Origin of the sequence: Microbacterium sp. bgisy207 (genome assembly GCF_965345035.1) — a bacterium.
GTDB lineage: Bacteria > Actinomycetota > Actinomycetes > Actinomycetales > Microbacteriaceae > Microbacterium.
This window is the reverse complement of record NZ_CBDRMG010000003.1, coordinates 204,373-221,866: the sequence shown is the minus strand read 5'-3', so window position 1 is coordinate 221,866 and position 17,494 is coordinate 204,373. Positions and strand designations below refer to the sequence as shown.

General features: G+C 67.1%; 15 protein-coding genes, 3 tRNA genes and 1 other RNA gene. 10 read left to right on the top strand and 9 right to left on the bottom strand.

The features are described 5' to 3' along the window. Nucleotides 1–5 precede the first annotated feature (5 nt). The 3 genes from dnaG to ACSGC5_RS04180 all read left to right on the top strand — a co-directional run bounded on the left by dnaG (nt 6) and on the right by ACSGC5_RS04180 (nt 2,916). Nucleotides 6–1,904, top strand: a complete 1,899-nt coding sequence (gene dnaG / locus ACSGC5_RS04190; RefSeq protein ID WP_434969350.1) for a DNA primase — start codon at nt 6–8, stop codon at nt 1,902–1,904. A gap of 51 nt (nt 1,905–1,955) precedes the next feature. Beyond that, a complete protein-coding gene (locus ACSGC5_RS04185; RefSeq protein WP_434969348.1) occupies nt 1,956–2,744 on the top strand; it encodes an ATP-binding cassette domain-containing protein in 789 nt (262 codons plus the stop codon). A gap of 96 nt (nt 2,745–2,840) precedes the next feature. Further along, a tRNA-Asn gene (locus tag ACSGC5_RS04180) sits at nt 2,841–2,916 on the top strand. Between the two features lie 22 nt (nt 2,917–2,938). Here the strand turns inward: ACSGC5_RS04180 and def are convergent. Then, complete coding sequence (gene def, locus ACSGC5_RS04175) at nt 2,939–3,505, bottom strand: peptide deformylase (RefSeq protein ID WP_434969346.1); 567 nt, start codon at nt 3,503–3,505, stop codon at nt 2,939–2,941. A 56-nt stretch (nt 3,506–3,561) separates the two neighbouring features. On the opposite strand from def, the gene ACSGC5_RS04170 reads away from it, so the two are divergent. Together ACSGC5_RS04170 and ACSGC5_RS04165 are read left to right on the top strand one after the other, a co-directional pair. Next, nucleotides 3,562–4,569, top strand: a complete 1,008-nt coding sequence (locus ACSGC5_RS04170; protein ID WP_434969345.1) for a DMT family transporter — start codon at nt 3,562–3,564, stop codon at nt 4,567–4,569. A 28-nt stretch (nt 4,570–4,597) separates the two neighbouring features. After that, a tRNA-Ile gene (locus ACSGC5_RS04165) sits at nt 4,598–4,671 on the top strand. A gap of 146 nt (nt 4,672–4,817) precedes the next feature. Here ACSGC5_RS04165 and ACSGC5_RS04160 read toward each other — a convergent pair. Beyond that, on the bottom strand, nt 4,818–6,410 hold the full coding sequence (locus tag ACSGC5_RS04160) for an SPFH domain-containing protein (protein WP_434969344.1): 1,593 nt from the start codon (nt 6,408–6,410) through the stop codon (nt 4,818–4,820). Nucleotides 6,411–6,667: 257 nt separating this feature from the next. On the opposite strand from ACSGC5_RS04160, the gene ACSGC5_RS04155 reads away from it, so the two are divergent. Further along, entirely contained in the window at nt 6,668–7,171 is a 504-nt protein-coding gene (locus ACSGC5_RS04155; protein ID WP_434969343.1) for a DUF3145 domain-containing protein, read from the top strand. Nucleotides 7,172–7,323: 152 nt separating this feature from the next. On the opposite strand, the gene ACSGC5_RS04150 is transcribed toward ACSGC5_RS04155, so the two are convergent. The 6 genes from ACSGC5_RS04150 to aceE all read right to left on the bottom strand — a co-directional run bounded on the left by ACSGC5_RS04150 (nt 7,324) and on the right by aceE (nt 14,930). Then, nucleotides 7,324–8,559 carry a beta-ketoacyl-[acyl-carrier-protein] synthase family protein gene (locus tag ACSGC5_RS04150; protein WP_434969342.1) on the bottom strand — a complete coding sequence of 412 codons (1,236 nt, stop codon included), beginning with the start codon at nt 8,557–8,559 and terminating at the stop codon, nt 7,324–7,326. Between the two features lie 52 nt (nt 8,560–8,611). After that, a complete protein-coding gene (locus tag ACSGC5_RS04145; protein WP_195691493.1) occupies nt 8,612–8,860 on the bottom strand; it encodes an acyl carrier protein in 249 nt (82 codons plus the stop codon). Nucleotides 8,861–8,953: 93 nt separating this feature from the next. After that, nucleotides 8,954–9,955 (bottom strand): beta-ketoacyl-ACP synthase III, encoded by a 1,002-nt coding sequence (locus tag ACSGC5_RS04140; protein WP_434969341.1) that lies wholly within the window; start codon nt 9,953–9,955, stop codon nt 8,954–8,956. After that, the gene (locus ACSGC5_RS04135; RefSeq protein WP_434969415.1) at nt 9,952–10,887 is read right to left on the bottom strand and encodes an ACP S-malonyltransferase; all 936 of its coding nucleotides are present in this window, start codon (nt 10,885–10,887) and stop codon (nt 9,952–9,954) included. Before ACSGC5_RS04135 ends, ACSGC5_RS04140 begins: the two co-directional genes overlap by 4 nt. An 85-nt stretch (nt 10,888–10,972) precedes the next feature. Further along, on the bottom strand, nt 10,973–12,190 hold the full coding sequence (locus ACSGC5_RS04130) for a PucR family transcriptional regulator (RefSeq protein WP_434969340.1): 1,218 nt from the start codon (nt 12,188–12,190) through the stop codon (nt 10,973–10,975). A gap of 10 nt (nt 12,191–12,200) precedes the next feature. Beyond that, nucleotides 12,201–14,930 carry a pyruvate dehydrogenase (acetyl-transferring), homodimeric type gene (gene aceE, locus ACSGC5_RS04125; protein ID WP_434969339.1) on the bottom strand — a complete coding sequence of 910 codons (2,730 nt, stop codon included), beginning with the start codon at nt 14,928–14,930 and terminating at the stop codon, nt 12,201–12,203. Between the two features lie 208 nt (nt 14,931–15,138). Between aceE and ACSGC5_RS04120 the strand changes: the two genes are divergently transcribed. From ACSGC5_RS04120 to rnpB, 3 genes are all read left to right on the top strand, one after another. Further along, nucleotides 15,139–15,211 (top strand) — tRNA-Val (locus tag ACSGC5_RS04120). Nucleotide 15,212: 1 nt separating this feature from the next. Continuing rightward, the gene (locus tag ACSGC5_RS04115) at nt 15,213–15,944 is read left to right on the top strand and encodes a zinc ribbon domain-containing protein (protein ID WP_434969338.1); all 732 of its coding nucleotides are present in this window, start codon (nt 15,213–15,215) and stop codon (nt 15,942–15,944) included. Nucleotides 15,945–15,999: 55 nt separating this feature from the next. After that, nucleotides 16,000–16,358, top strand: an RNA gene (rnpB, locus tag ACSGC5_RS04110) — RNase P RNA component class A. Between the two features lie 35 nt (nt 16,359–16,393). Here rnpB and ppgK read toward each other — a convergent pair. Next, nucleotides 16,394–17,191 (bottom strand): polyphosphate--glucose phosphotransferase, encoded by a 798-nt coding sequence (gene ppgK, locus ACSGC5_RS04105; RefSeq protein WP_434969337.1) that lies wholly within the window; start codon nt 17,189–17,191, stop codon nt 16,394–16,396. 72 nt (nt 17,192–17,263) lie between these two features. Here ppgK and ACSGC5_RS04100 point away from each other — a divergent pair, with 72 nt between their 5' ends. Next, the gene (locus ACSGC5_RS04100; protein WP_434969335.1) at nt 17,264–17,476 is read left to right on the top strand and encodes an SPOR domain-containing protein; all 213 of its coding nucleotides are present in this window, start codon (nt 17,264–17,266) and stop codon (nt 17,474–17,476) included. The last annotated feature ends 18 nt before the right edge of the window (nt 17,477–17,494 follow it).

Genomic DNA, 17,494 nt, shown 5'->3' with positions numbered 1-17,494 from the left:
ACCGTATGGCAGGACGGATTGCTCAGGCCGACATCGACGAGGTGAAGGCGAGAACCAACATCGCCGACGTGATCGGTGAACGCGTCGCCTTGAAGTCCGCGGGCGTCGGATCTCTCAAGGGACTGTGCCCCTTCCACGATGAGCGCAGCCCGAGCTTCCATGTCCGGCCGCAGGTCGGCTTCTATCACTGTTTCGGTTGTGGTGAGTCGGGAGACGTGTACTCGTTCCTGCGCAAGATGGATCACCTGAGCTTCACCGAGGCGGTGGAACGTCTTGCGGGAAGAATCGGGTACACCCTCCACTATGAAGAGGGCGGAACTGCTCCCGAGAACTCCGGACGGAGCCGCTTGTACGCGGCAAATGCTGCGGCAGCCGAGTACTTCCGTGCGCAGTTGTCCACCCCGGAAGCGGACATCGGGCGTCGATTCCTCGGTGAACGCGGATTCGATGCCGCCGCCGCCGCGCACTTCGGAGTGGGCTTCGCGCCGAAGGGGTGGTCGAACCTCTCGGATGCCCTGACGGCCCAGGGCTTCACTATCGCGGAGTTGTCGGCGGCCGGTCTGCTCTCCCAGGGGCAGCGCGGCACCTATGACCGGTTCCGAGGCCGCCTCATCTGGCCGATCCGTGATATCACGAGCCAAGTCGTCGGGTTCGGTGCCCGGCGCCTCCTGGAGGACGATCAGGGGCCCAAGTACCTGAACACTCCCGAGACCCCGATCTATCGCAAGTCGCAGGTGCTGTACGGTCTGGATCTCGCCAAGCGCGACATCTCGCGGGAGCACCGCGTCGTCGTCGTCGAGGGCTACACGGACGTGATGGCGTGTCACCTGGCCGGGATCACGACGGCGATCGCCACCTGCGGGACGGCGTTCGGTAGTGAGCACATCACTGTGCTCAGGCGTGTGATGGGTGACGACTCGAGCGGTGGCGAGGTTGTGTTCACGTTCGATCCGGATGCCGCCGGGCAGAAGGCGGCCCTTCGCGCGTTCGCCGACGAGAAGCGCTTCTCGGCGCAGACGTACGTTGCGGTCGCTCCTGACGGGCTGGATCCGTGCGACCTGCGGCTTGCTCGTGGGGATGATGCGGTCCGTGCCCTCATGTCGGCGAAATCGCCGATGTTCGAGTTCGTCATCGACCAGCGTCTCGGGCAGTACGATCTCGCGACCGTCGAAGGGCGTGCTGCCGCGCTTCGTGCGGCGGCACCGGTCGTGGCAGACATCCGGGACCCGTCCCTGCGCCCCGGATACACGCGGGTGCTCGCCCGGCGGATCGGCCTGGACATCGAGGAAGTGAGCGCCGCCGTCTCACGGGCCTCGAGATCCCGCGATGCGGGAGGTTCGAGCCCGCGTCGCGGTCGAGACGAGGCGCCAGGTTCGCCTCAGCGGCCCCCGGGGGAGAGTGCGCCCGCGGTCGCGACGCCGGTGCTTGTTCCGACGATTGCGTCTCTGCCGCGCACCCGAGACGTCGTCATCGAACGCGATGCGCTGATGGCTGCGCTCCAGTTCGGGCACCGCCTAGACGACGCAACCGTGCGTCGAGCCCTGGGCGCGCCCTTTCGGCATCCGGCGCTCGACGCCGTCCGTGCCGCCGTGGTCGATGCGCCGGACTACACCCGCGCCGGGTGGGCGGTGGCAGCCGTGGACACGATTCGGGAGCCCTACCGCGCACTGGGATCGGAACTGCTCATGGCGGCATTCCCTGCGCTGGGGGAGACGGATGCTGCAGCCTCGGCATCCGATCTCATGCGCAGGCTCATCGTGAGAGGCATCGATTCCGAGAAGGCGGACCTCGTTCGGGCAGTGCAGCGGGTGCCACCGGAATCCGACGAGGGACGCCGGATACGGCTCCACCTGCGTGAACTCGATATCGAACGTCAACGCTGGACGGGCGAGATCGAACGCTGATTCGTGCGGTCCAGACTGGATCCCAGCGGCGGCGCAAGGCAGGATGAGGGTATGTCTCCTCGCCGCCGAGCCACAGAAGCGGCGATCGTGTGCTCAGACCTGTCCATCAGTCACACCGGTCGCGGCGAAACCGACAAGCTCATCGATGGCATCACCTTCACCGTCGCGCGCGGGTCCGTCTTGGCGCTCATGGGGCCGACCGGCGCCGGAAAGTCCAGCTTGCTGTCCGTGCTCGCCGGTCGTGCCCACGATGGTGTCTCGGTGACCGGGGGAGACGCTCTCGTGGATGGGATCTCCGTCCGACGCCCGGGGCGGGCTATCCGCGAGTTGACCTACTACGCCGGCTACCTGCCACAAGCGGCGGGCGCGCACCTGCCCTCCCGGCTTACGGTGTCGGAGGTGATCGCCGAGCCGATCACCTCGAGGGAGCGACGGGTCAACCAGAAGGCGCTTGCCATCCGAGTCGCAGGTCTGCTCGACGAGTTGATGCTGCCGCTGGGCCTTGCCGGTAAATTCCCCTACGAACTGTCCGCGGGAATGCGACAGCGCGTCGCGCTCGCTCGTGCCCTCGTCGTCGATCCGCGGATCCTCGTCGCCGACGAGCCGTTCGCGAATCTCGACGTCGAGGTTCGCAAAGCGGCGCGCGAAGCGATCACCCGTCGCCGTGATGACACCGGTATGGCTGCCGTGATCTCCACGCACGATCCCGAGGCGGTCAAGGAACTCGACGCGAACGTCCTCGTGTTGCGAGGTGGGCACGTCGTCGCGTTCGGGCATGGCACGAACGATCTCATCTGGACGCCGAGCGCTGAGGCAGACCGGCGTTTCGTCGTGTCCTGAGCGTGTCGCGCCCGCGACCTCCCTATGCCACCCTGCGTCGTTGAGAGCCCGTCGGCTTTGCTAAGATAGTGGGGTTGCCCGCTGCGGCAGCCATATTCCTCGGTAGCTCAATTGGCAGAGCAATCGGCTGTTAACCGATAGGTTCTTGGTTCGAGTCCAAGCCGGGGAGCCACTCAACTTCACCCGCCCTTCGGTCAGGCGTCGAGGTCGTCGACTCCCGGCATCCACGAGTTACCCGGCGTGCCCCAGCCCTGCTTGCGGGCGATCTTCTGCGCGGTCCGCCAATCGCGATCATCGAGGCGATCGAGGTACAGCACGCCGTTCAGGTGGTCGAACTCGTGCTGCAGGATACGGGCGCGCCACCCGTCGACCTCAATGCCGACGGGCTGGCCGTCGAGATCGATCCCGGTCACCCGGGCGCGCTCAGAGCGACGCAGCGGGAACCGTTCACCCGGGAACGACAGGCAGCCCTCCGACTCCTCATCGGGATCGGGCTCACCCGGCTCCAGGGGAGCGATCCAGAGTTCAGGGTTGATGACCACGCCTCGCCACGGAGCGCCGTCGTCATCGCTGTAGCTGTAGGTGAAGATCCGCAATCCGACGCCGACCTGGGGTGCGGCCAGCCCCACGCCAGGTGCGGCATCCATCGTCTCGAACATGTCGTCGATCAGCCGGCGGATGTCGTCGGTGATCTCGTCCACCGTAGCGGCGGGGGCGTGGAGGACGGGATCGCCCATGATGCGGATCGGGAGAACAGCCATGCGACAAGCCTATTGAGACACACGGCGTCTGGCCGCCGCCGGGATAGGGTCAAGAGGTGCTCCTCCTGACCGTGTCGGCAAACGTGACCGACCAGATCACCGAGGCGTTCCGTGACCCCGCGATCCTCGCAGGGATCCCGCTCGCGCTGCTCGGCGCGGTCTTCATGTCCTTCGGTGCGCAGTACCAGTACCGGGGTGTCCAGAAGGTTGAGAAAGTCACGGGGCGCTCCGGAGGCAACGGCCTGGATCGCAACCATCTGGTGAATCTGCTGCGTCGTCCTTCCTGGCTTGCGGGCACGGTGATGCTCGGGTTGGCGATCGTATGTCAGCTCGCTGCGCTCTCGGTCGCTCCGCTGATCCTCGTGCAGCCGCTGGGCGCGATCTCCCTCGTGATCACGACGCTCCTGAATGCGCGCATCAGCGGGCACCGTCCGACTCGACAATCGATTCGCTCGATCGTTGCGGCGGTGGGAGGCATCTTCATATTCGTGACGATCGCGGCGTTCTTTGCCACCGAGCGTCCGGTGACGCAGGCGCAGCTGCTGGTCATTCTCGGCCTGCTCGCCGTCACGATCGTCGTCTTCGCCGTCCTGTGGGTCGTGCTGCGCAAGCATGGCCTGGCGCTCTTCTACATCGTCGCGTCCGGAGTGCTCTACGGATTCGTCGCGACCCTGGCCAAAGTCGTGCTCAGTCGCATCCGCGATCAGAACTTCGACTGGCTCACGCTGCTGTGTGTCGTCGCGCTGATCGCCGCCGTCGCCGTCGGCGCGTACTTCGTGCAGACCGCTTACAGTCTGGGACCGCCGGACTTGGTCATCGCGGGACTGACCGTCATCGACCCGATCGTGGCCGTCGTGATCGGACTCGTCGTGTTGCAAGAGGCCGAGACGGCGCCGCTGTGGGCGTTCATCGGATTCGGTGTGGCCGGTGCCCTCGCGATCTATGGGGTCATCAGCCTCGCGCGCAACCATCCGCAGGTCATCAGCGACAGTCTCGAGTTGCCCTTCACGCGCGGAAGCTCAAGCGACGACACACCTTCGGACGGGCCGGCGACCACGCGCTGAGCCCACTCCCGGTACGCTGATTCTCCAGGGGGCGGTGGCCAAGCTGGTCAAGGCAGCGGGCTCATAACCCGACGATCGTGGGTTCAAGTCCCACCCGCCCTACGAGGAAGACCCCGCCCTCGGGTGGGGTTTTCCTCGTTGTGGGGGTGTCGTCGCGAACGCGCCTGGTGGGTGGGCCCCGTTCGCCGGAGGCTCCGGGTCCCGCGGAGCGGGGCGCGGAGGGGCGAAAGGGACAAGTCCCACCCGCCCTACGAGGAAGACCCCGCCGGCTTCGCGGCACGCCGCGGTGCGGCGGCAGGAGCAGGCTCGGAGGCAGCAGCATCCGTCATGCCCGCCCCGAACGCGCGCCCAACTGCCTGTCCCTGGATGATGGAGGCCAGGTCGATCCCCGTCGCCGCCTGCACGCTGTCGAAAACCGACTTCATGGCGGTTGCGCTGTCGGCGCCGAGGACGTGAGACGCGCCGGCGTCGCCGGACCCGCCGCCGACGATCGAGACGTTGCCGATCGCCGAGTACCCCTTCGCGAACTCGGCCATGATCGAGGGCAGCACATCCAGGACGCGCTGCGACAGAATCGCCTCCTGGTTCGAGGCGATGGCCTCGGCCTCGGCCTCGATCGACTCGGCACGGGCCTGACCCTCAGCGCGGATGGCATCGGCCTCGGCTTCTGCCCGGAGGCGACGTGCCGTCGCCTCCGCATCCGCGAGCGCGCGTAGCGCGCTGGCCTCACCTGCTGCGCGCGCTTCGGCAGCAGCCGCCTCACCGGCAGCGCGGGCGCGATCCGCCTCGGCCTGCTGTTCGGCGATGCGGGTGCGAGCCTCCGCTTCTTTGACCTTCTCGATCGCGGCAGCTTCAGCTGCGCGCTCACGCGTGTAGAGGTCGGCCTGCGCTCGCGTCTCGGCTTCGTAGCGTTGGGCGTCGGCGACACGCTTGACGTCGGCATCCAGCTGGGCCTGCCGGTTCTCGGCCTGCTGCTGCAGCACGGCCTGTTCGGCCTGTGCGCGAGCGAGCTGCTCGGCTTGCTCCGCCTCAGCCCGAGCTCGGCCGACCCCCGCGTCCGCGTTGGCGGTGTTGGTGTCGAGGGCCGTCTGCTCGATCAGGTTCGCTTCCTGGTTGGCGATGATCTTCTGGTTGATCGCGCGGTCGGCGTTCGTCTGCGCGATCTCCGCGGCCTGACGCTTCGCCTGGATCTCTGGCGCGCCGAGGGACTGGATGTAGCCCATCGCGTCGGTGATCCCCTTGATCTGGAAGGAATCGAGGATGAGTCCCTGCTCAGCGAGCTCGTGCGAGACATCGACAGCGATCTGGTCGGAGAACTTCTTGCGCTCCCGCATGAGTTCCACGACCGACAAGGTCGCGACGATGCCACGAAGGGCGCCCTCGAGCTGCTCCGTGGTGAACTGCTCGATGGCCTTGTCCTGAGAGGCGAAGCGCTCGGCAGCTCGGCGTACGAACAACGGATCCGAGCCGATCTTGACGATCGCGACGCCGTCCACGTTGAGCGTGACGTTATCCAGCGACTGCGCCTCCGCGTTCAGCGAGACCTGGCGAGAACGCAGCGAGATGATCTCGTGACGCTGGGTAATCGGATTGACCAGTGACTTTCCGTTGACAATGACCGTCACCGGCGATTCCGACATCTCCGACCGGCTCGTGCCGTCGGCATCCATCACGGTGTACTGCACTCGCTGTTTCCGTCCCGAGATCACGAGCGCCTCGTCAGCGCGCGCGACCTTGATCCAGGCCTTAGCCAGCAGCAAGCCGATCAGCGCGATGATGATGGCTGCGACGACGGCGATGCCGACAATGATCAGAATGCCGACGAGTCCGGCTGCCTCCATGGACTTCTCCTTCGTTGTGACGGATGCGCGCAGCGACAAGACCGCGCATCGAGAGTCGCGTGTGTGGCCCCCCGGGATCAGCCTGTCAGACAGAGACGCCCCCGGGAAAGCCCCCGGCGGCGGGCGTTGATCCCGCGTGCAGCGCGAATGACAGGCTTGTCATTCGCGGCCGTGCGGGCGATAATGGGCGCGACAACAGAACAGCCACAGATCTCCTGAGGTCGTTGGGGAAGACGCACCTCAGAACGGAGATCGATATGGCTACATCAATGACGCGCGGTGTGGTGATGATTCACTCCGCGCCACGGGCGTTGTGCCCGCACCTCGAGTGGGCGGTGGGACGCGCGCTCGGGCGGGCGGTGAGTTTCGACTGGGTTGACCAGCCCGTGCTGCCTGGGGCGCGTCGAGCCGAGTACTTCTGGTCAGGCCCCGCCGGAACCGGCGCGGCGATCACCTCCGCCATGCACGGCTGGGAGCACCTGCGCTTCGAAGTGACCGAAGATCCCTCTGCGGCATCCGACGGTGCGCGCTGGATGCACACGCCTGATCTCGGCATCCATCATGCGCAGACGGATGCCGCGGGCAACGTCGTCGTGGGGGAGGACCGCATCCGGTACGCGATGGATCTCGGCGTGCGCGACATCCGAGAGATGCAGCGTGAGCTTCAGGTCGCTCTGGGCTCGGCGTGGGACGACGAGCTCGAGCCGTTCCGTCACGCCAGCGATGACGCGACCGTGGTCTGGTTGCACAAGGTGGGCTGACACACTCCGCGTGCTGGTTGCGCGCGTACCGGACGCCGGTCGACGAAGTCCCGGCCCTGGGAGAGCGTGCTGGCACCCGGTGAGGCGGAGAGGACCCCGCGGATGACGCTGCGCGGGGTCCTCTCCGAAAGGGCCTCGACCTGCGCGTGTGCTCAGACGCTGCGGAACGCCGCGACGGCGTTGTGTCCGCCGAATCCGAAGGAGTTGCTGATGGCGATGTGATCGCCCTCACCGAGCGGGACTGCCGCGCCGACACGCAGGGGAATCTCCGGGTCCTGCTCCGAGATGTTGATCGTCGGGGGAGCGAGCCGGTGGTGCAGCGCCAGTACCGTGAAGACCGCCTCGAGCGCCCCGGTGCCTCCGAGCAGGTGGCCCGTCGAGGCCTTGGTCGCAGAGACCGGGATCTCGTGCACGCGGTCTCCGAACACCGAGAGCAGCGCCTTGTACTCGGCGATGTCGCCCGTCGGTGTCGAGGTGGCGTGGGCATTGATGTGTGTGACGTCCTCCGTGGAGGCGTCGGCCTGTTCCAGCGCCTGCCGTACGGCACGAGACGCTCCGAGACCCTCGGGCTCGGGAGCGGTGATGTGGTACGAGTCGGCGGTGACGGCTCCGCCGGCGACGATGGCGTAGATCCGGGCGCCCCGCGCCCGCGCGTGCTCCTCGGTCTCCAAGACGAGGGCGGCCGCACCCTCTCCCATCACGAAGCCGTCTCGGTCGATGCTGTAGGGACGGGATGCGTGCGCGGGGTCGTCGTTGCGGCGCGAGAGAGCCTGCATCGACGAGAAGGCGGCGAGGGTGATCGGGTGGATCACCGACTCCGTGCCGCCCGCGATCACGACATCGGCAAGGCCCAGCCGAATGTGCTCGACCGCGTTGACGATGGACTCGGTGCTGGATGCGCAGGCCGAAGCGACGGTGCGTGCATACGCTCGCGCCTCCAGATGCATCGAGATCGCGGCCGCCGGCGCGTTCGGCATGAGCATCGGGACAGACATCGGCATGACCCGACGCGGACCCTTCTCACGAAGTGTGTCCCACCCGTCCAGGAGCGTCCAGAGTCCACCGATGCCGGTGGCGAAGTCGACACCCAGCCGCTCGGGATCCACCTGAGGCGCACCCGCATCCGCCCACGCTTCGCGTGCCGCGACGAGCGCATATTGCGAGGACGGATCGAGCCGCTTGGCTTCGGGTCGGGCGAGAACGGTGTCGGCAGGGACGCGTGCGGAGGCCGCGAACGTGACGGGCAGGTCGTACTGCGCGACCCATTCGTGCTCAAGGGTGCGCGCGCCGGATTCGCCGGCGAGCAATGCGGACCAGGATTCGGGCGCGGTTCCGCCGATGGGCGTGGTGGCGCCGATACCGGTGACGACGATGCGTGAACTGCTCATGGAGACCTCAGGGACGGTCCGGTGGGGGCGGTGCCCCCACCGGGGACGGACGTTACGCCTGGTTCGACGTGATGTAGGTGACCGCGTCGCCGACGGTCTTGAGGTTCTTCACCTCGTCGTCGGGGATCGTCACGCCGAACTTCTCCTCGGCGTTGACGACGATGGTCATCATCGAGATCGAGTCGATGTCGAGGTCGTCGGTGAACGACTTCTCCATGGCGACCTCGTCGGCCGAGATGCCCGTCTCGTCGGTGATGAGTTCGGCGAGTCCTGCGAGGACGTCGTCGTTCGTGAGTGCCATGGGTGTCTCCCTCTGGGTTGTTGTGGGTGGGTTGCGGTCAGTGCCGACCTCGGGCGAGGTCGTCCTGTCAGTCTAGAGTTCGGGAACGGCGCGTCACGGGAGCACGACGACCTGCGCGCCGTACACGAGACCCGCGCCAAAACCGATCTGCAGGGCGAGTCCACCGCTGAGTTCGGGGTGCTCCGACAAGAGGCGATGCGTCGCGAGCGGGATGGACGCGGCGGAAGTGTTGCCGGTCGTCTCGATGTCGCGCCCGATGATCACCGAGTCGGGAAGACCAAGCTGTTTGGCGAACTCGTCGATGATACGCATGTTCGCCTGGTGGGGCACGAACGCCGCGAGATCGGATGCCTCCACTCCCGCCGCGTTGAGTGCCTCCCGGGCGACCTTGACCATCTCCCAGACCGCCCAGCGGAACACGGTGGGTCCCTCCTGGCGGAGCGTGGGCCACGGTGCGAGACCATCGCGGAATTCGGTGAGGGTGTGATTCATGGTGACGGCGTCCGCCTTCGAGCCGTCCGAACCCCACACTGTCGGCCCGATTCCGGGGGTGTCGGAGGGGCCGACGACGGCGGCGCCGGCACCGTCACCGAGAAGGAAGGAGATGGAGCGGTCGGTCGGGTCGACGATGTCACTGAGCTTCTCCGCGCCGATCACGACCGCGTAGTGCGCTCCGCCGCCGCGGATCAGCGCGTCCGCCTGCGCCACGCCGTAGGCAAAACCGGCGCACGCCGCGTTGAGGTCGTAGGCGGCGGCATCCTTTGCGCCGATCCGTTCTGCGACGATCGCCGACACCGACGGGGTTTGTCTCGGGTTGGAGATCGTCGCGACGACCACGGCGTCGATCTGCTCGGGCCGGAGGCCTGAGGAGGCGACCGCTTCGGCGGCGGCATCCGTTGCGAGATCGATCGCGGTCGTGGTCTCGACCGCGCGCACCCGGGTCACGATGCCCGTACGTTGACGGATCCACTCGTCGCTCGAATCGATCGGCCCGACCAGCTCGTCGTTCGGGACGACCCGCTCGCCTCGGGCCGCGCCATAGGCATAGATGCGGGTATGGGCCGCGCCCTGCGGCTGGCGGAGCGTCGCGCTCATTCGGATTCTCCTTGAGTGGCTGCGGGGGCGAGCAGATCGACAGCTGCCTCGAGGTCGCCGGGAGTCTTGACCGCGACCGAGGGTACTCCCCGCAGAGCCCGCTTTGCGAGCCCGACAAGCGTGCCGCCGGGAGCGAACTCGATGATCCCGGTCACACCCACCGCGGCAAAGGCGCTCATGCACGCATCCCATCGCACGGGGGAGGCAATCTGGTCCACGACGAACGAGAGTGCCTCGGTTCCGTCGGCGACGACCGAGCCGTCGCGGTTGGTCCACAGAGTGACCGTGGGGGATGACGCGCTCACAGCGGAGACAGCTGATCGCAGAACCTCAACAGCGGGCGCCATGTAGTGGGTGTGGAAGGCGCCGGCGACCGACAGGGGGATGACGCGTGTGCCCGCCGGAGGCTCGGCGGCCAGCGCCGCGAGAGCGGATGCGGCGCCCGCGGCGACGATCTGACCTCCGCCGTTGAAATTCGCGGGAGTCAAGCCCAGCTCTGCCAGCCGCGCCTCGACGGCGGACTGGTCCCCGCCGATCACGGCGCTCATCCCGGTCTCGGTGAGCGACGCTGCGTCGGCCATCGCGCGCCCGCGGATGCCGACCAGCCGAAGCGCGTCCTCGGGCTCGATCACTCCCGCAGCCGCGAGCGCGGCGAACTCGCCGACCGAGTGCCCGGCGACGCCGTCGAACCCGCGCGGATGACGAGCCGTCAACAGTTCCCAGGACAGAAGTGACGCGGCCACGATGAGCGGCTGCGCGACCCGTGTGTCTCTGATCGCCTCGGCGTCCGCCTCGGTGCCGGCCTCGATGAGGTCGACCTCCGCCCATTGCGAGAACTGCTCGAGGCGGGGGCGTACCCCCTCGATCTCGAGCCACGGCTCGAGGAAGCCGGGTGTTTGGGAGCCCTGACCCGGGAAGACAGCGATGATCACCATCCCATCCTGCCAGTGTGTCTGGAGGGCATTCTGGAGACGATCACCGAGAAACCCGGTCATCGTTTGTCGCGGGTCTACACCCTCACGCGGAGACCCGACGGTGCAGTGCTGCCGGTCGACGCCTCACGGATTCTGCGCCCATGGACCCGAGGATGAGGGCTGTCTGCAGGATGAGCGCCTCGCGGGGCCCGGTCGCGTCCCAACCGATGACCTCGGAGACCCGCTTGAGGCGGTAGCGCACCGTGTTGGGGTGCACGAACAGCTCGCGGGCAGTCGCTTCCAGGGAACGGCCGTTGTCGAGGTAACTCCACAGCGTCGTGACCAGATCCGTGGAGTGCGCCTGAAGCGGACGATAGATGCGCTCGATCAGGGTCTGCTTGGCCAGAGGATCACCGGCGAGCGCGCGTTCAGGAAGCAAGTCGTCCGCTTCGACGGGGCGGGGCGCGTGGCGCCAGGCGCGCGCCACCGCGAATCCTGCGAGCGCCGCGCGCGCACTCAGGCTTGCGTCCACGAGCGCCGGCACGGCGGGCCCGAGCACGAGGTAGCCCGGACCGAACCCGGGCTCGAGCCGGCGGGCGATCTCGGGGAAGGGCAGGTCCGGTTCCGGCTCCTCCGAGCGGGGTGAAGGTTCGGACCTCCCGATCACCAGCACGAGCCGAGATCCCTGCACGCCGATGAGAACGTCGACGCCGAGCTTGCGCGCGGTGCGCCGCAGCTGATCGACATCGAACTGCGGCGGTGTCGTTCCCACCAGCACAGCGACCTCGCCGTGACCATGCCAGCCGAGAGCCGCGATGCGGCTGGGCAGCTCCTCGTCGGTCTCGCCGGTGAGGATCGAGTCGACCACGAGCGCCTCCAGGCGCGCATCCCACAGCCCGCGGGCTTCGGCCGCGCGGGCGTAGACGTCTGCGGCCGCGAAGGCGACTTCACGGGAATAGAGCAGGATCGCTTCGCGCAGGCTCTCGCTCTTGCTCGCGATCCGCTCCTCCGTGACCGTGACAGAGACGCGGATGAGCTGCAGCGTCTGTTGCAGGCTCACGCTTCGCAACAACTCCCGCGGTGCCGCAGCGAAGATGTCCGCCGCGATCCACGGGGTCGATTCGGGGTCGTCGTACCACTGGATGAATGAGGTGATCCCCGCCTGTGCCACCAGTCCCACCGCCGATCTGCGCGCCGGCGGCATCTCGGAGTACCAGGGCAGACTCTGCTCAAGTCGCTGGATGGTTGCCGTGGCGAGATCACCCGAGATGCGTCGTAGCCACGCGAGGGTCTCGGCTTTGTCGGTGGGGTGAGCTGTCATGGCCGGGGCGTCAGCTCTCCCCGCCTGCGTTCCCGCTCGTTCCCGCGGACACATCGTGCAGGCGATACTTCTCGATCGCCTGGGCAGCGAGCGATCGATCGACCGCGCCGTCCTCTGCCAACGACTGGAGCGCGCGCACCACAATCGACGGGCCGTCGATCTTGAAGAAGCGACGCGCCGCCGGACGCGTGTCCGAGAAGCCGAAGCCGTCCGCGCCCAACGTCGCGAACCGGCCCGGTACCCACGGGCGGATCTGATCTTGCACGGCGTGCATGAAGTCGCTCACCGCGACGACCGGTCCCTGCGCGTCCCGCAGCTTCTGCGTGATGTAGGCGGTGCGCGGCTCCTGGTCGGGGTGCAGGAAGTTGTGCTCATCGGCGGCCAGGCCGTCGCGACGCAACTCCGACCAAGACGTGACCGACCATACGTCAGCCTGAACACCCCAGTCGTCGCGCAGCAGCTGCTGCGCCTCCAGTGCCCACGGCACCCCCACTCCCGATGCCAGAAGCTGGGTGCGCGGACCGTCGCCTTCCGCAGTCGCGATCCGGTGAATACCGCGCACGATCCCCTCGACATCGACGCCCTCGGGCTCCGCGGGCTGGACCAGCGGCTCGTTGTAGACCGTGAGGTAGTACATGACGTCGGGGTCCGGGTGGTGGCCTCCGTACATCCGCTCCAGGCCGGACTGCACGATGTGGGCGATCTCGTACCCGAACGCGGGATCGTAGGACACGGTCGCGGGGTTCGTCGACGCCAGAAGCTGCGAGTGCCCGTCCGCGTGCTGCAGTCCCTCGCCCGTCAGTGTCGTGCGACCCGCCGTCGCACCGATCACGAAGCCGCGCGCCATCTGGTCGCCGGCGGCCCACTGTGCATCACCGGTGCGCTGGAAGCCGAACATCGAATAGAAGACGTAGACGGGGATGAGGGGCTCGCCGTGCGTCGCATACGAGGTTCCGGTCGCCGTGAACGCGGCAACCGCGCCGGCTTCGTTGATCCCGACGTGCATGATCTGCCCCTGCGGGCTTTCTTTGTACGCCAACAGCAGATCACGGTCGACCGACGTGTAGTTCTGGCCGTGGGGGTTGTAGATCTTCTGCGTCGGGAAGAAGGCGTCGATCCCGAAGGTTCTCGCCTCGTCCGGGATGATCGGCACGATGCGGTTGCCGAAGCCCTTGGCGCGCAGCAGATCCTTCAGCAGGCGGACGAACGCCATCGTCGTGGCGACCTCCTGCGTACCCGATCCCTTCTTCGGCAGCGCGTACACGTCGTCGCCGGGCAGGGTGATCGCCGTGTGCGAGGTGCGGCGCTGCGGGAGGAAACCTCCCAGTGCCCGACGGCGCTCCATCATGTACTGGATCGTCTCGTCCTGGGGGCCGGGGTTGTAGTACGGCGGCAGGTAGGGGTTCTCTTCGAGCTGGGCATCCGAAATCGGAATGCGCATCGAGTCGCGGAAGTGCTTCAGGTCCTCGAGCGTCATCTTCTTCATCTGGTGCGTCGCATTGCGCCCCTCGAAGTGGTGACCGAGACCGTAGCCCTTGATCGTCTTGGCGATGATGACCGTCGGCTGACCCTTGTGTTCGATCGCGGCCTTGTACGCGGCGTACACCTTGCGGTAATCCAGACCGCCTCGGCGCAGTCGGCCCCAGATCTCTTCATCGGACCAGTCCTTCACGAGCGCGGCCGTGCGCTCGTCGCGCCCGAAGAAGTGCTCGCGGATGAAGGCGCCGTCTTCGGCGCGGTAGGTCTGGAAGTCACCATCCGGCGTCGTGTTCATGAGGTGCACGAGGGCGCCGTCGGTGTCCTTCGCGAGCAGCTCGTCCCATCCGCTACCCCAGACCACCTTGATGACATTCCAGCCGGCGCCGCGGAAGAAGCTCTCGAGCTCCTGGATGATCTTGCCGTTGCCGCGCACCGGGCCGTCGAGGCGCTGGAGGTTCGCGTTGATCACGAACGTCAGGTTGTCGAGGCCTTCGTTTGCCGCCACCTGCAGCTGGCCCCGGCTTTCGACCTCGTCCATTTCGCCGTCACCGAGGAATGCCCAGACATGGCTGTCGCTGACATCCTTGATCCCGCGGTTGGTGAGGTACTTGTTCGCCATTGCCTGGTAGATCGCGTTGATGGGGCCGAGTCCCATCGACACGGTCGGGAACTGCCAGTAGTCAGGCATGAGACGGGGGTGCGGATACGACGGCAGGCCGTTGGGTGCCGCGGACTTCTCCTGCCGGAACCCATCGAGCTGCGCCTCCGTGAGGCGCCCCTCGAGGAAAGATCGTGCATAGATTCCCGGCGACGCGTGCCCCTGGATGAAGACCTGGTCGCCGCCGGAGGGGTGATCGGGTCCGCGGAAGAAGTGGTTGAACCCGACCTCATACAGTGAGGCCGACGACGCGTAGGTGGAGATGTGACCGCCCACGCTGATGCCGGGGCGCTGCGCGCGGTGCACCGTGATGGCGGCGTTCCACCGGATCCAGCGACGGTAGCGCCGCTCGAGCTCCTCATCGCCGGGGAACTCGGGCTCGGCATCCGGCGAAATGGTGTTGATGTAGTCCGTGGTCGGAACCTGCGGGACATTCAACTGAAGCTCGTGCGAGGTCTGCAACAGGCTGAGCATGATCTCCCGGCCGCGCCCGTGGCCCTTGGCCGAGACGAGCTGCTGCAGGGACTCCTGCCATTCCGCGGTCTCTTCGGGGTCGCTGTCGAGCGGGCCCTGCGAGTACGGATCCTGATCGTTGACGGTCACGTGAAACCTTTCTTCGACGGGCAGGGTGTGCCACGAACTGGCGGCCGTGCGTTGCAGGGTGAGCACCGCAGGGTCTGGTTCGACACGTGTCGGTACGGCGAACCACGACCCAGCCTAGCGATTCCCGCATCCGGTTGGAGCGGTGGGGCAACGGTGCCGCAGACGCCGAAACGGTGGATGGCGTGTCTGCACCGTAGACTCCCATCGAGGGCCTTTAGCTCAGCTGGTAGAGCGCCACGTTTACACCGTGGATGTCGTCGGTTCGATCCCGGCAGGGCCCACATGAACGCGAGCCCCGACGATCAGCGTCGTCTTCTTGAGATCGCCGCTCTCGACACACGCATCCGCGTCGCTGCCGCTGCGGCGCGTTCACCGGAGCAGGCCGCGAGAGTCTCGGAGCTGATGCAGGCACGCACCGAGCTCAATCAGGAGCTCGTCCGTGCTCGCGGCGACGTCGACGACGTCCGCGCGGAGCAGCGGCGATTGGATGACGACCTCAAGGTCGTCGAAGCCCGCATCGCGCGCGACGCGGCGCGTCTTGCGGACTCGGCCAACGCGAAAGAAGCGCAGAGTCTGGAGCACGAGCTTGCGGCCCTCGCGCGGCGCAAGAGCGACTTGGAAGACGCTGATCTTGACGCGATGGAGCGCGCCGAAGCAGCGGAAGAAGTCGTCGCGCAGCTCGAAGCGCGGCTTCGGGATATCAATGAGGAAGGCGCTGACCTCAGCGCCGCCGCGAAGTCGGCCGTTGCCGCGGCCCAGGCCGACCAAGCGGCAGCGGCGCGAGACCGGGACGCTGTTGCCGCGACCGTTCCTGCCGACCTTCTCGGGCTCTACGACAAGCTCGCGCAGCGAAGCGCCGGCGCTGCGCTCCTGCGCCGACAGACCTGCGAAGGCTGCCACATGGTGCTCGCGGGGAGCGACCTCAGCGCGCTGCGCACCGCTGCACCGGACGCTGTCGTGACGTGCCCCGAGTGCGGCTGCATCCTTGTCCGCACGGAGGAATCCGGTCTCTAGCCGGAGCACGGCGTGTCATGCGGCGATGCTCGCCGCGTAGACTCGGCGGTGCGAATGGGTCGGCCGGACGGTCGCGTCGCGGTGAGGCCGCGCCGAGGAACGTCCGGGCTCCACAGAGCAGGGCGGTGGGTAACACCCACCCGGAGCAATCCGCGAGACAGTGCCACAGAAAGCAGACCGCCGGGCCCGTCCCGGTAAGGGTGAAAGGGTGGTGTAAGAGACCACCGGAGTCGTGGTGACACGACCCGCACGGTAAACCTCGTCCGGAGCAAGGCCAGACAGGGGATGACGACGCTGCTCGCCGAGTCCCCGGGTAGGCCGCTAGAGCGGCGCGGCAACGCGTCGCCGAGAGAGATGACCGTCGACGGAGCGTCAGCTCCCGAACAGAACCCGGCGTACAGGCCGGCCCATTCGCCCTCCGGCTCGCGTGATCGCGCGAGCCGGGTTCCTCAGCTGGCCGAGGTCGTCTCGGCCAGCTGAGGCATCGCGCCCAGCGAGAGCGCGGCGGCGCCGATGATGCCGGAGTTGTTGCGGTGCACCGCGGGAACGATGGGCGTGTTCAGCGTCAGCAGCGGCAGGAACTCGTCCGGATGCTTGGACACTCCGCCGCCGACGACGAACAGGTCGGGGGAGAAGAGGAACTCCAGGTGGCTGTAGTACCACTGGAGCCGTTTGGCCCACTTTTCCCACGTGAGGTCCTCACGCTCTTTCGCGGAGTAGGCGGCGTAGTACTCCGCATCCTTGTCTTTGCCCGGCCGCGCGAGGTGCCCGAGCTCGGAGTTGGGAATGAGCACGCCGTTGTAGATCATCGCCGAGCCGATTCCCGTGCCGAGCGTTGTGAGCAGGACGAGTCCGCTGACGCCCTTGGCTGCCCCGTAGCGGACCTCCGCCACCCCGGCGACATCCGCGTCGTTGGCGAAATGGATGTCGCGACCCAGCCCGTCCTCGAAGAACTTCTCCGCTTCGAAACCGATCCACTTGTCCGACACGTTCGCCGCTGACAGGGTCTTGCCGTTCTTGACGATCGCGGGGAAGGCGACCCCGAGCGGGATGTCGGAATCGGCGACCTCGAGTGTGTCGAGAACCTGCCTGACGGCCTCCAGGACCGCGGGCGGCTCAGCGCCGACGGGCGTCGGAACCTTGATGCGATCGGTGACCAGTTCACCCGCTTCGAGGTCGACGACACCTCCCTTGATTCCCGTGCCGCCGATGTCGATGCCCACTGCTCGGGTCAGCTCAGATGCCATGCGATCAGCCTACCCATCCGCGCGCTCTCGATCAGTAGGATCGAGTCAACGGAACGCACCGAGGGAGCAGACGTGGCCGCTGATGCCGAGAAGTACTGGTACAACCTGACCACCGGTCAGGTGGAGAAGGGCTTCGAGTCGCCCGCGGTTGACCGCGCGGGCCCGTTCGACACGGCCGAAGAGGCAGCTCGAGCACCCGAGATCATGAAGGAGCGGTCGCGCGCCTGGGCCGACGACGAGGCTCGCGAGGATTCCTGGGGCACCGGCGGCAACGCCGCCCACTGACGTTCCTACGAGAGGACA